Genomic DNA, 14,340 nt, shown 5'->3' with positions numbered 1-14,340 from the left:
AAAATGATAACACAGGTGGAAAAAATGCAAAAAGAAGTTCTTGTAATAGAAGGAAAAAGAAAACTACAAGGTATTTTGAGAGTATCCGGTGCAAAAAATTCAGCCCTTCCTAATATGGCAGCAACAATACTAACAGATAAAGAAGTGATTCTTGAAAATCTTCCGGATTTGTTAGATGTAAAATTAATGAAACAGCTTCTTGAAGATATAGGCTCTCATATAGATTGTATAGATAACAATGTTTGTAGTTTTAGATTATCTTCGCCAAAATCTTTTGTGGCTAATTATGATATAGTTAGTAAAATGAGGGCTTCTATACTTGTGCTTGGCCCTATGGTTGCAAGATTTGGTTATGCAGAGGTAGCCCTTCCCGGTGGATGTTCCATAGGAGCAAGACCGGTAGATTTGCATCTAAAAGCCCTTGAAATGATGGGAGCAAAAATAGAGCTACAACACGGATATATAAAAGCCTATGCACCGAAAGGTCTAAAAGGAGCCCATATATTCTTTGAAAAAATAACAGTAACCGGAACAGAAAATATAATGATGGCAGCAGTCCTTGCAGAAGGACAAACAATTATAGAAAATGCTGCATTGGAACCGGAAGTAGTAGATTTAGCAAAAATGTTAAAAAAGATGGGAGCAGATATACAGGGAGAAGGAACACCGAGAATAGTAATAAACGGCGTAAAAGAGCTAAACGGCACAAAACATACAATAATCCCTGACAGAATAGAAGCCGGAACATTTGCAGTTTTATCAGCATTATCAGATGGAAAGATAATAATACAAAACTATCCTATGGAATATTTAGAATATGTAAATGAAGTATTTAAAGATATAGGTATTTATATTTTACCGGTAGATAAAGATAAAGTGATAATAAAAAGAGAAGAGAGATTAAAACCGGTAGATATACAAACAAAAGAATATCCTCTTTTTCCTACAGATTTACAAGCCCAATTTATGACGCTCTTATGTTTTGCAGATGGTGTATCCCAGATAACAGAAAATATATTTGAAAATAGATTTATGCATGTCTCAGAGCTAAACAGAATGGGAGCAGATATAAAGATAGTAGATAGAACTGCAATAATAAAAGGTATAAAAGAGTTAACCGGAGCAGATGTAAAAGCAACAGATTTAAGAGCAAGTGCTGCAATGGTAATAGCTGGCCTTGTAGCCGATGGAATAACAAAAATCCATAATATCTATCACCTTGACAGAGGCTATGAGCATATAGACACAAAACTAAAAAATATAGGTGCAAACCTCTGGAGAGAGATAAACGAATGACAAAAATCGCTATTAATCTTGACAAAAATTGTCAGGTTTTTAATATTATTTTACGAAAAATCAATATTCAGAAATTGGCACGAAAATTGTATATAATAGAATTGCAAATAAAATCTTTTTAGGAGGTGTGTATCATGTTACAAACATTGTCAAATGCCCAAAGAAGAGTAGGGCAAAACAAAGCTCAAGGTGGTTTTACACTCATTGAGCTACTCGTAGTTATTGCAATTATTGCAATCCTTGCAGCCATTGCAATTCCGCAGTTCAACAAGTATAGAAAGAATGCGGAAAAAGCAGCAGTTGAAAGTGCAGTTAGAAACTGTATCACCGAAATTGAAGCACAATATGCTGATAACGTAAGTTTTGATTTATCCCAAAATACAGGTATCTGTCAAAAATATCAAGGTGGAGCAGTTAGTACTATTAGTATAGATATAAGTAGTAATAGTACTGATAAAAGCTATAACGTAACAGCAACAGGTAGTCAATTTAAAGTTAAATGTATTGGTTCTCCTGGCGGAAGTATAACTTGTGAATAATAAAAAAATAATAAAAAAATCATGAAAAATATCAATTCTATTAAATCTCTCCTTTTAGTGGGAGGGATTTTTCTTTTTTCCTTAATTATAAAACTAAAAGGTTTAGAAAACTTTTCAGGAGAAAATGTCCTATCAGGATTTGATGCTTTTTGGTATGCAAGATTATCTAAGGAAATATTAAATGGAAATTATTTGGGTATTGATTATTTAAGAGATGTCCCTGACTTTAGTATTAATAGTTATCCACCTCCATTAATCAGTTTATTACCTGTTTGGCTCTCAAACATTACCGGTATTAAATTAGAAACATTTTTTGTTTTAATTCCTCCTATTACATCTATTTTATTTATCTTTCCGCTTTATTTTTGGCTCAAAAGATTTGCTCCGGTTCATGTTTTTATTGGTGGAGCGATACTTGGAATTTTTAATCTTATCTATTTTAATAGAACAATGCTTGGAAGATTTGATACAGATAGTTTAATTTTATTTTTTGTTTTTCTTATATTTATCTTCATTACAAAAGCAGTATACGATAGAGAAAAATCCTACTTTTGGATAGTTGTATCTTCAATTATTTTTAATCTTTTTATGTGGTGGTATAATAAACCTATATTTTCTTTTTTCTTTTTATTATCATTACTATTAGGATTTCTGATAAATAAAGAAAACTTAAAAAGTATACTCTATAAAGTATCATTATTTATCCTTTTAACAAATCCTTTATTTTTAATTGATAGCATCAGAAGATATATAAAAGGATATATAGATGTATATGTTTTAAAACAAAGTAGCCAAATAATACCTATTTCATTGATGGCAAATATCACTGAATTGATGCCTATTGATTTTAATCAATTAATTGCATATACAACAGATAACATTTATACGGTTATATTATCTTTTATTGGATTGTTTTTGTTTTTTTATAAAAATTTTAGATATATGATAATTTCTTTGCCTATACTTATAATAGGTATAACTTCTTTTTGGGCAGGAAATAGATTTGTTATGTATTTAGCTCCTTTTATAGGTATGGGGCTTGGATATATATTCTATTTATTATATGAGATTGGAGTTAAGAGATATTCTAATTTTAAAAATATATTTTATGTATTCTCTTTATTCTTAGTATTGTTTTTTTCTTTTCCGGCACAAAGAATTTATGCAGACCCAAAACCTCTTTTAAAAAATAAAATATGGGAAGATTTTAAGATTGTAAAATCTTCTTTGAAAGAGAATGCTTATCTTTGGAGTTGGTGGGATTATGGTTATATTTTAAGTTATGCTTTAAATAAAGGTGTATATGTAGATAATGGGAATTTCAATCCTATAAAAAACTATTTTTTTGCCCATTCTATTATAATAGATGATGAAAACAAATCACGAAATCTAATTGCATTTATTACAAATAATCTTTATAAAGATTATGGTCTAAATTTGAAAAGTTTAAAAGATACTTGGTTATTAAAAGATAAGGCATACTTGTATGATAAACCTTTAAAACAACCGGTATATGTTGTTTTGTTTGGAGATATTATGCAAAAATCTATCATTCATAATTTAGGGACTTTTGGTCTAAATTTATATGATAAAGATGTTGCCTCTGTTTCTGTATTTGAAAAATGTGATAATAAAATAGGTTTTTATGATTGTGGTTTATTTAAATTACAAAAAGAAAATGAAGAATTAACATGGGCAAGACAATCATTAAAAAATAATCCACCATATAAGGAAGTAATTTTTATAAATAGAGATAACTCTACAAGAAAAGTTATATATCAAAATGAAAATTATCCTTACGATAGAATGTTAGAAATAATAAAAGATAGAAATGAACTTTATATCTTAATTGGAAATAGAAAAATTAAAAATTCTATTTTAAATAGAATGTTAATATTTAAAGATAGTTTTACAAACTTTAAAATTGTTTTTGATGATTTTCCGGATTTGGTGATTTATGAGGTTTTAAAATGAATAAAAAAGGATTTACTCTCATAGAATTACTTGTTGTTATTGCAATAATAGGTGTTCTTGTTGGTATCTCAATACCTTATTATCTAAAATATAAAGAATCCGCTTATAAAATTCAGGTAAAAAGTGATGTAAGGAATTTAATAGAAAGTATTATTTTATTTGAAACCACATATAAAACCACTCCAAATTTATATCCTAATCCCTGCAGTGAAGACTTAACTACATGTGCACTGACAGATGGCACAAATCAAGATACTATAAGGAAAACAAAAGGTGTAGAACTTAAAATGGAAGAAATAACCTGTCAAAATAATACTAAAGGATTTAAAATAACAGGACAGAATAAAACATTAAATTATAATTTTTCTTTCAACTCTTGCACTGACCCAATGATTGGAACTGAAAATCAATAAACCCTATACACAAACTCTATTTCTGCTTTTTCAGATTGGTTATTTTTGTTCTTGGCTCTTACTCTGAAAGTGTAAATTGTTCCACTGTTTTGAGTTGGTTTCATATCAATAAGATAAACATTTACATTATAATCACCAAAATCAGATACGCCTAAATCAATTTTACAATTGTCATTTTCCGTTGTAGGACAAGGAGTACAGTTATTTTTATTACATTTTAGATTTTCACCATTTAATAATTTATTCATAACAATAGTTGCAGCACCTTTACCGGCTTCAAGGGCAGAATGATATCTTTTATCCGCTCCGGATAGCCAAGTTCCCTTGATTAACATATAAATTAAAGCACCAACTATCAATAAAGCCACTACACTTAAAGCCAAAACCGTAACTAAAGCTATACCTTTTTCATTATTTTTCATATCTTTACCTCACAAATCCATTGGTTTAACTTTTATTTTTAAAACCTTCCATCTGTAATGCTGATAATCTTGTGGAAGTTTTAAAGCTTGACCGTCATCTGTTAACATATAACTACCGGAGTTATCAGATGTATCTGGTTTAAATGTATACTCTCTATCATATTTTCCTTCCTGAACAAGTATATAAACATTTATGGCTTTTAAATTTGTTCTAATCTTGTCATTTGTGCTTAAATCATTATCTGTAGTATCAAATGTAACTGTCCAATCGGCTACACAATTTAAAACCGGTTTTCCACCTGTATTAGAGGTACCAACCCGTCTTATCAGATTATAAGTATTAGGATTACATCTTTTTACACTATCTTCATTATTTTTATTGGTTTCTTCAGAGAGTTTATATGTTATTTTTTCGCAATAAGAAACAGAGCAAGCATTAGATGTTCCATTATATACTTCGTCTCTTATAGGAAAAGCAATATAAACTTTGTCAGACTCACAACTTATATTAGAAATATCAGCAGCTTTATCAACGAAACTTCTATCTTCAGCTTTTATTAAGACTACATAATTATTACTTTTATCTTCCCTTCCATCATAGGTAATATTAAGTTTATTACTACTATTGCATTGTGATATTAAATAGCCTCTTGTTTTTTGGTTTGTATTGTTTAAGGTCATTCTTAATGTTAATGATCTTTTTGTTTTATCTGGGTCATCTTTCCATTCTATTATTAAATTATTTTCATCTTTTGGTATGCCATATCCTATATGTTCCAAATCAAGTCTTAGCATTTCAAGACCTACTATATTTTCTATCTGTGTAGCAGTTTTTTCACTTTCTTGTTTGAATCCTTTAAGTATTTTTATATATGTTAGATATGCTGCACCTAATACTACAATGATTATAATTATTGTTACTAATAGTTCGGTTAGAGTTAGCCCTTTATTATTCATGTTCCACCTACCGCTGTTTTTGTGGTATGAGAATAATTTTTGCCTCTATATTGCCAAGTTACATTTATAGTCACTATCTTCACATTTGTAACAGTTGGAATATCTATTGTAATATCAATATTATATTGTTCCTTAAAATTTCTAAATTGTCTTTCTTCTGTTGATGATGTGCATTTAGTTATATCGTTTTTACATATTTCTGCATATTTATCTGCTATTTTTACAGCCTCATCTCTTAAAATATTTCTCGTATTCATATCAATAGCAACCATCAAACCGGTTAATAGTCCAAGCAAAACGATAGCAAGAATAACTAATGCAACTAAACTTTCAATAAGCGTAAAACCTTTATTGTTTTTAAGGATTTCCATTGCATTTCTCCATTTTTACTCTTATATCACTAACTCTTACACAATCATACTCTGAATCATTTTGCGACGAAAAATATACAGGGCCTCCATTAAGTGTTCCTCTTTTTGATATATTTACTTGATTTCCATTAAAAGGTCTTTTTAAATCTATGCATTGTATATAATTTGTTCCATATTCATTTTTACAATCATCATCACTACTATCACATTTTAAGCATAATCTATTGGGTGTGTTAGAATTTTCCAAAACAATATCTAACTTTATTTTTTCAGTAAAAGCTTTCATACGGGCTTGTTGGATAAAGGCATAAATATTTTTTGTATCGCTTTCTATCCGGTATGTTTCTATCCATCTAAAAAAATTAGGAATACCAATAGATAAAATAATAGTCATTATAGCAATAACCACCAAAAGTTCTATTAAACTAAATCCATTTATTTTTCTATCCATAATATAATTTCTCCTCTTCTATTTCCGTACTGAATAAACGGCGAAGCACCTTCCGGTGGAGTTCCTTTATACCAATTGGACACTCTGCCGGTGTCGGCAATATTTGCAATATTAATTTCTTGTATATTACTACCGGAAAGTTGTAAAAGAAGCGTTCCAGCAACATTTGATACTTGATATAAATCACCCCTACATCCGGAAGGTAGTCCGCCGGTAGCACAATTTAGAGTCCATACTCTTGTATTACCACCAAATCCACACAAATCACCGTTTGGTTTAGTTGTTGTAAATATTATAAGGTTTTGAGTTGTTACTACCGGGTCAGATAAATTCTTTTCTTTTAAACTATAAGTATTACTATCAGCAGGGTCTAAATTGATATACCATCCTATTGAGCTACTACTTGTGCATATATTTGAAACATTGCTTTCGTCTGTAACATTTTGTGTTGTTGTTATGAAATCTATATATTGTCCATTATTATCGCTCTTTATATCAAAAGGAACACCGAATAACGTATTTCTATTAACCTCCCAATCATCATCTTTTTTAAACCATCTACCGGTTCCAAAATAGATATACCATCTGTCAAAACATTTCATAAACTCAACTTTTGTCGTTACCGGATTTATATCTACCGTATTTTTATCATCTATCTTAAATGAAGTATAATTATTAAAACTCCAATCACTTACAGAAGAAGCATTTTTAAATGGATATAAATTATTATTTATCTTCTTCCCACCGAGAAGTATTATTCCACCTTTGAAACTTGTATTGCTACCGGATTGTTGTGTATATCCAAATGCAATATAATCTGTATATCCATCACCATCAAAATCAAGTCCTTCAGAAAATATTCTTCCACTAAAAGCTTTTTGTATTCCGGTATATATTGTTCTTTCAAGTTGTCCTGTATTAGAGTCTAAAACATAGATTTTCAATTCTCTGTCAGTTTCATTATTTGCACCATTTGCGAATTGTGCCGAGTAGTTATGCATTCCGGATGCAAATATAATGTATTCCTTATCAACACCATTTTCTTTTGTTCTGATTAATCCAGGACCTGAATATGCAAATCCTAAATCTTTATAAGTAAATTCCCATAAGAACTTAGGGTTTTCAGGGTCTGTAATATCAAGTGCATAGTAAGAAGATAGTCCTACACAAGAAGATGATGTGCAAGTATCGGACGGTGGATTTACCGGATTGCTACAACTACTTTGGTCACCACTACAGTTATAACCACATCCACCACCAAGTCTAAATCCACCTATTAATATCTTTTTACCGGAAATACTATTAAAAATATATGGTGTTAAATCATTAAGATATATATGGCAATAATTAGGGTCTGCAAGGTATCTTAAATAAGGTAATGCATTCTTAGGTATAAATCCCCAAAGTTCTTTGCCTATATTATCACCTGTCAACTGGGCAACTTGGTCAGTTTGATTTAAACTTTCATATTTACCGAGTTTAAATGCATGAAGTATTCCATCATTAGATGCAACGTATACAACATCATAGTTATCATAATGAACTATTTGTGGAGATGAATTCATTATATCGGCAAGTTTCCAAGTGTTTCCATTATCATCAACCTTTCTGTTTCTACATCCGTATATTTGTTTTCCAAGTATATAATCTATCAAATCTCCATATTTTATATTACCATTGGTATCTTTTAAACAACTTGGGAATTCTGATGTATTAGTTCCAAGAAGTGTATCAAATGAAGATGCATTGGAAGATGTAAATAGTTTAAAATTTCCATTTTCATCAATAGAGTATATTTTTCTATCACTATAACTTCTATCTTTTAATTTTTCACCTACATCTATTAGATAATTTATATTATTTTTACCAATATCTCCGGTATAAGTTTGACAATCAGATGTATTAGTAGAACCATCTGCATATACGGAACATTTTTTTATTACTAAATTACCGTTATTATCAAGATCATAACTAATAGCTTTATCTCCTGTTAAATCAAGTTTAAAATTACTATTAGTATCTTCTCTTATGTTTGATGCAAGTGAAGATTTATAATCCCAAAGTGTAATTAATTTACTAATCCATTTTACTTTGTAATTATTACCGAAATATTTTTCAGGATAAAATACAACTTGTTCTACCAAAGCACCATTATCACCTTTCCCACCGGTAAGAACTCCTACGGTAGAAGAAGATGAAACTTTATTTAATATACTTTCAAAGGCACTGGAAAGTGAATCTTTCATCTCTTGTGCATTATTTGCAGAATAGAAAGTATCAGGAATTCCATTTCCATCTTTATCCCAATCGGGAGATGAAGCCGGAAGGTCTGTACATGCAGACCCTTTTCCACAATTTGACCCTGTACAACAATCATCAACTGGACCACAGGTATTTTGAGAGTACCCACTTAGATTATCTGGCCAGTCTTTTGATGGGTCAAATGAACCATACATAGCTACATTTTTTAAAGATTTTTCACCTGTACCCCCTAAAAATAATCCGACAGTATAAACAGAATCAACATAAATATTATAATTTCCATAAGTTCTACCTAATTTTTTATGCATCCAATAAGCAGGAACAACAGGGTCAGTTGAATTATTTTCATAACCATCTTCTATAGAACATGAAGTATTCCCATTAATTCCTGTATTCCATTGTCCATCTGACAAAAGAATTACAAAGTTTTTTGCACAAGGAGCCGGTTTACAATTTTGACCTTGATAATCACAAACATAAATAGGATCTTTATAAGTTCCGGATTGTATATCAAATCCATTTGTAATATTATGCTCATTTAATTGTTTAAAATAATCATAAGCTTCCCACATAGCAGGGCCTGTTCCGGTATCTCCGCTTGGACTAACATAATTTATAGCTCTTTTGGTATATGTATATGGATGGTCTTTGTCTGCATTCTCCCCATTTGGATAATCGCCTATATAAACTTTATCACTGTAGGGTGTTGTATCAAAAAACATAACTCCTAATCTTGGTTTAGTTTTCTTTTCTTCAAGAGATTGAATTACTCCTTTTACTCTATCTTTAGGGACTTGAACTAATTTTTTATTATCTAATTCTAATGTGCAAGTTGTTCCTGTGCAAGCTAAATCCGGGTCACAGTTTTGGTCAGTAAAATTACTACATCCCTGTGGTCTTCCACCTGTCATAGCCCATCTAAGAAGGTCAATTCTTGCCATTAAAGCAAAATTTAATTTATTCCCTGAACAAGTGCCAGATATTGAATAATAATTATAGTATTGACGATAATACCAATAATAATTACTGTTTAAAGTTAAATTACAATTTTCTGATTTAGTTGTTTCTTGCCATACACCATTTACCTTTTCATAAACTTTATTTGGAACGAAGTATCCTTCATAAGTAGTATTAGAATTGTATGACCCTATCTCACTAACTTTGTTAGAGTTAGACCATGTTTTATAATATGCAGCCCAACTCATACTTCCACTTTTGTCTACTATGATAAGTACATTAGGAGATACTTGTGTAGACATGTAAGTAGGAAGTTGACAATAATTTTGCATACTACCGGCTATACTTATGCCAAATGTTATAAATAATAACAATATTAAAATTCTAAATCTTAACATAATACAACCTTATCTCCGGATTTTCTTTTTATTATAACTATACTCTATTTTTTATCAAAAATCGTGAAAATTATGTGAAAACTATTGCTATTATAAATCTGTTATTTTTTTCTCTATATTTTATTTTTATTTTTTCTCTTTCGGCAAGATAAGAGGCTATATTTAATCCTATACCGGTTCCTTTTGTAGTAGTAGCTATATCATTTCTTATAAATATTGCATTTTTACATGATTTTATATATATCTTCTCTTTTGAGTATCTAATACTATTTTCAATCAGTAAAAACAAAATATTTTCAATATTTAATCTAGTGGCTACTATTTTTTTATCTTTTAATCTTAAATATATTTTTTTATCTACCGGTTTAAATAGATTAATCTGATATTCTATAATTTCTTTAATATTTACCGGCTCTTTTTTATCTATGTTCTGTTTTAGATTTTTCAAAATATTTATAATAGATTTAAAATCTTCTTCCATATATCCGATAGTTCTTTCTAATCTTTGTATAACTTTATCCTCTTTTTTTATCTTTAATATCTCTAAATTTGTTTTTAAAACCGATAAAAAATTTCCGAATTTATGAGAAATCATCAAAATTATCAGCTCTAAAAAATTTTTTTGTTCTTCTTCTTTCTTTATACTATAATCTAAAATCTTATAAAAAAGATAACTCAAACTCAAAATAAGAAAAGCTTCCCATAAAAAAAGCACACTAAAAAAATCTTTAAATATATAATCCGGTAAAGAGTATTTAACACCAAGTTGTGAAATCTGTGATATATAAAAATCCTGAATATTTTTATAAAAAATAATTACCACAAAATTTATAACTGCAAAAACAATTGTAATCAATATAAAAAAAACCAATAAAATTTTTGTTTGTAGTTTCAAACTAATCTATAACCTCTTCCTTTGTAAGTTTGTATGCTATCAGGAGGCAAGATTTTTCTAAGTTCTTTTATATAAGCTCTTACTATCTCATCTCCTACTGCTTTATCTCCCCATACATAATTGAGTATAGTTTCTGTATCAACTATTTCTCCTCTTCTGCTTATAAGTAGATAAAGTATCTTCCAGGCTGTTTTTGATATTTTTATCTCTTCATTTTGTTTTTTAATGATTTTATTGTCTAAATCTACTAAAATATCTCCTATTTTTATGAGTTGCTCTATTTTTTTTCTTTTTGATAATGCTTTTAATCTGAGTAATAACTCCTTTGGTTCAAAAGGTTTTACTAAATAATCATCTGCTCCTTTGTTAAAGCATTCTTCTTTGCTTTCTATACTATTTTTCGCAGTAAGGACAAGTATAGGAGTATTGATATTATTATCCCGTATCCATTCAATAATATCTTCACCTTTATTGTATCGTAGCATTAAATCTATCACCATTACATCAAACTGATTAAATTTTAGAACATCTTTAAACTGTCTATCATCATAAATCCATACTACTTCAATATCATTTAGCTCTAAATATTCCTTAACACTTTCACCAAGTATTAAATCATCTTCTATCAATAAAATCTTCATAAAATAAATTATATATGATTTTTTATTGCTTTTTGTCATTGAATCGGGCTTATTTTGTTATATAATAAAATTGAGATTTAGTTTTAAATTGGAGAGAAGATGAGCGAAAAAAGGTTGGCAGATGTAGAAGAAGGCAAAAAAGTAGTTATTAAAGATATTGTTTGTGATGGATGTATGAAAAAAAGATTATATGAACTTGGATTGATACCGGGGCAAAAGGTAGAAGTGCTACAAAATGGATTATTCGGTGGCCCTATTAAGATAAAAGTTAAAGATTATTGCTTAGCTCTTAGAAGAAAAGAGGCAAAAAATATAGTTATAGAGGAAGATAATGGATAATATTATCAGAGTAGCAATAGCCGGAAATCCTAATGTTGGTAAAACTGCTCTGCTAAATGCAATAGCCGGAACAAATCTGAAAGTTGGAAACTGGGCAGGTGTAACGGTAGAAAAAAAAGAAGCAGTTATTGATTATAAAAGTTATAAAATAGAGTTTGTTGATTTACCCGGAGTTTATAGTTTATCTAATAAAGTGGCAGAAGAAAAAATAGCAATAGATTTTTTAATAAAAGAAAAGCCAGATATTATTTTAAATGTTGTAGATTCTACCAATTTAGAAAGAAATCTATATCTTACAATTCAACTCTTAGAGCTTGAAATACCTCTGATTATAGCTCTTAATATCTGGGATGAAGCAGTAGAAAAAGGATATGAAATAGATTACAAAAAACTTGAAAAACTTTTATGCGTCAAAGCTATCCCAACATCTGCAAAAGAAAACTTAGGTATAACGGAAATTTTAGATAGTATTATACAAATTTATCAAAATAAAAATTTCATCCAGTGTGAGCATTTTGAGACAGATATAGAAGAATATCTAAAAAAAATTATTGAAGTAGTAGAGAAATATCAACCGGTTTTACTCTCATTATATCCAAAGAGATATTTAGCAATTGCTCTGCTTGAAAATAATCTTGATATTGAGATAAATCCAAATATAAAAGAGTTTGTAGCAAAAATAAGAAAAGATTTAGAAAAAATTTACGGTAAAGAGATAGATATTATTATTGTTGAAGAAAGATATTCAATTGTTATTAGTGTATATGAGCAGGTTGTAAAAAAGAAAAGAGAAGATAAAGTAGATATTACATTTACACTTGATAAGATATTTTTACATAAATATTTGGGAATACCTATATTTTTATTTTTGTTATGGCTTGTTTTTGAAATTACTTTTACATTTTCTTCTCCTTTTGTTGATTGGTTTGATAATGTTTTATCCAATGTTATCTCGGTATGGGCTATATCTTTACTTGATTACGTAGGGGCTTCTGAATTTATAAAATCTTTTGTTACACAAGCTGTAATAGGTGGGGTTGGTTTTGTTATTGCTTTTGTGCCGGTTTTATTTGTTTTATATATACTTATTGCTATTTTGGAAGGAACCGGATATATGGCAAGGGCTGCATTTCTTATGGATAGATTTATGAGTATAGTAGGTTTAAGCGGAAAATCTTTTATACCTCTTATTATAGGTTTTGGTTGTAATGTGCCGGCAGTTTATTCTACCAGAACAATAGAATCTCCAAAAGAAAAGATTTTAACTATTCTTATGATACCTTTTATGTCTTGTGGTGCAAGGCTAACCGTTTATACATTTTTTGTGAGTTTATTTTTTAGAGAGTATGGCTCTTTGGTGCTACTTTCTTTATATCTTCTTGGTGTTTTTATGGCTGTAATTGTAGCTTTTATTCTCAATAAATTTATGTTTAAAACATATACAGAAACATTTATTTTGGAACTTCCGCCTTATAGATTTCCTACTTTGAAATATATATTTTTAAATACCTGGATTAAAACCAAATCTTTTATTTTAGAAGCCGGAACATTTATTTTTGCTACTTCTATTGTTGTATGGTTTTTACTTAATACCCCTTTTGGAGAAAAAAATAAAGAAAATACAATTTTTGGAACCATAAGCAAAACGATTGCTCCTGTTTTTGAACCTATGGGATTTGGTAATTGGCAAAGTGCCGGTGCTTTATTATCAGGTTTTGTAGCAAAAGAAGTAGTTTTATCTACTATGGGTAATATATATGCTCCGGAGCTTGCAGAGCAGGAAGAAAATAAAAAATTATCTTTCACAGAAGGTGTAAAGGAGATAGCAGTATCATTCTTAGATGCAAATATTCAGCTGTTTAAAAATATACTCTCTACATTTAAATTAATTAAACCGGAGGAAGAAAAAGAGGAAAATATTACATTATCCTCAATTGTTAAAAATAGCTTTACTCCTTTGTCTGCTTATGCATTTTTAGTATTTTTATTACTATATACTCCCTGTTTAGCAACAATTTTTGCAATAAAACAGGAAACAGATAGCTTTAAATGGGCTTTCTTTTCAATCTTTATTAGCCTCACCACCGCTTGGATTACAAGTTTTATAGTGTATAATATAGGAAAGTTGATGTTTTAAATTAGCTTAATTCTTAAATTAAATTGTTGTTTTTTATCTCGTTTTTGGTATAAAGATTATTAATTTATTCTCAAGATTGCTTATACTAATACCGAAGAATAATGAGAGTTAATTCTTTTTTAAAAGGAAATTTTTGTTTTCCTATCTCTTCTTTTCCTATTCCGTCCCATCTATCCATATCCATAATTTCGTGTATCTATCCATTTGATTAGTCTTTTGAGTTTTATTGCTGAAATTTCTACTAAACTGCTGTATGCTACAAGTCTGCTTAATGACAATACTGATATT

General features: G+C 29.2%; 13 protein-coding genes. 6 read left to right on the top strand and 7 right to left on the bottom strand.

Annotated features, from left to right (window positions below; genetic code table 11):
* Nucleotides 1–3 precede the first annotated feature (3 nt).
* The 4 genes from murA (at nucleotide 4) to QOR43_RS04080 (ending at nucleotide 4,222) form a co-directional block, all read left to right on the top strand.
* Nucleotides 4–1,296: a UDP-N-acetylglucosamine 1-carboxyvinyltransferase gene (murA, locus tag QOR43_RS04095; RefSeq protein WP_265134320.1), complete on the top strand. Its 1,293-nt coding sequence runs from the start codon at nucleotides 4–6 to the stop codon at nucleotides 1,294–1,296.
* A gap of 134 nt (nucleotides 1,297–1,430) precedes the next feature.
* Nucleotides 1,431–1,835 carry a prepilin-type N-terminal cleavage/methylation domain-containing protein gene (locus QOR43_RS04090; RefSeq protein ID WP_283571429.1) on the top strand — a complete coding sequence of 135 codons (405 nt, stop codon included), beginning with the start codon at nucleotides 1,431–1,433 and terminating at the stop codon, nucleotides 1,833–1,835.
* 57 nt (nucleotides 1,836–1,892) lie between these two features.
* Entirely contained in the window at nucleotides 1,893–3,809 is a 1,917-nt protein-coding gene (locus QOR43_RS04085) for an STT3 domain-containing protein (protein ID WP_283571428.1), read from the top strand.
* The gene (locus QOR43_RS04080) at nucleotides 3,806–4,222 is read left to right on the top strand and encodes a type II secretion system protein (protein WP_265134322.1); all 417 of its coding nucleotides are present in this window, start codon (nucleotides 3,806–3,808) and stop codon (nucleotides 4,220–4,222) included. The genes QOR43_RS04085 and QOR43_RS04080 overlap by 4 nt, the downstream gene beginning before the upstream one ends.
* Here QOR43_RS04080 and QOR43_RS04075 read toward each other — a convergent pair.
* The 7 genes from QOR43_RS04075 to QOR43_RS04045 form a co-directional block, all read right to left on the bottom strand.
* Complete coding sequence (locus QOR43_RS04075) at nucleotides 4,216–4,644, bottom strand: hypothetical protein (RefSeq protein ID WP_265134323.1); 429 nt, start codon at nucleotides 4,642–4,644, stop codon at nucleotides 4,216–4,218. The two genes, QOR43_RS04080 and QOR43_RS04075, sit on opposite strands and share 7 nt — an antisense overlap.
* 9 nt (nucleotides 4,645–4,653) lie before the next feature.
* A complete protein-coding gene (locus tag QOR43_RS04070; protein WP_265134324.1) occupies nucleotides 4,654–5,601 on the bottom strand; it encodes a prepilin-type N-terminal cleavage/methylation domain-containing protein in 948 nt (315 codons plus the stop codon).
* The gene (locus QOR43_RS04065) at nucleotides 5,598–5,972 is read right to left on the bottom strand and encodes a type IV pilus modification PilV family protein (RefSeq protein WP_265134325.1); all 375 of its coding nucleotides are present in this window, start codon (nucleotides 5,970–5,972) and stop codon (nucleotides 5,598–5,600) included. The genes QOR43_RS04070 and QOR43_RS04065 overlap by 4 nt, the downstream gene beginning before the upstream one ends.
* Complete coding sequence (locus tag QOR43_RS04060) at nucleotides 5,959–6,423, bottom strand: prepilin-type N-terminal cleavage/methylation domain-containing protein (protein ID WP_265134326.1); 465 nt, start codon at nucleotides 6,421–6,423, stop codon at nucleotides 5,959–5,961. Before QOR43_RS04060 ends, QOR43_RS04065 begins: the two co-directional genes overlap by 14 nt.
* A complete protein-coding gene (locus QOR43_RS04055) occupies nucleotides 6,408–10,040 on the bottom strand; it encodes a pilus assembly protein (RefSeq protein WP_265134327.1) in 3,633 nt (1,210 codons plus the stop codon). Before QOR43_RS04055 ends, QOR43_RS04060 begins: the two co-directional genes overlap by 16 nt.
* Nucleotides 10,041–10,110: 70 nt before the next feature.
* Complete coding sequence (locus QOR43_RS04050) at nucleotides 10,111–10,896, bottom strand: histidine kinase (protein ID WP_283571427.1); 786 nt, start codon at nucleotides 10,894–10,896, stop codon at nucleotides 10,111–10,113.
* A 35-nt stretch (nucleotides 10,897–10,931) separates the two neighbouring features.
* Nucleotides 10,932–11,576 carry a response regulator transcription factor gene (locus tag QOR43_RS04045; protein WP_265134329.1) on the bottom strand — a complete coding sequence of 215 codons (645 nt, stop codon included), beginning with the start codon at nucleotides 11,574–11,576 and terminating at the stop codon, nucleotides 10,932–10,934.
* A gap of 99 nt (nucleotides 11,577–11,675) precedes the next feature.
* Here QOR43_RS04045 and QOR43_RS04040 point away from each other — a divergent pair, with 99 nt between their 5' ends.
* Together QOR43_RS04040 and feoB are read left to right on the top strand one after the other, a co-directional pair.
* The gene (locus QOR43_RS04040) at nucleotides 11,676–11,915 is read left to right on the top strand and encodes a FeoA family protein (protein WP_265134330.1); all 240 of its coding nucleotides are present in this window, start codon (nucleotides 11,676–11,678) and stop codon (nucleotides 11,913–11,915) included.
* Nucleotides 11,908–14,052: a ferrous iron transport protein B gene (gene feoB / locus QOR43_RS04035; RefSeq protein WP_265134331.1), complete on the top strand. Its 2,145-nt coding sequence runs from the start codon at nucleotides 11,908–11,910 to the stop codon at nucleotides 14,050–14,052. Before QOR43_RS04040 ends, feoB begins: the two co-directional genes overlap by 8 nt.
* The last annotated feature ends 288 nt before the right edge of the window (nucleotides 14,053–14,340 follow it).

The sequence above is a fragment of the Venenivibrio stagnispumantis genome (genome assembly GCF_900182795.1).
GTDB classification, from domain to species: domain Bacteria; phylum Aquificota; class Aquificia; order Aquificales; family Hydrogenothermaceae; genus Venenivibrio; species Venenivibrio stagnispumantis.
This window is presented reverse-complemented; position numbering and strand designations above follow the sequence as displayed.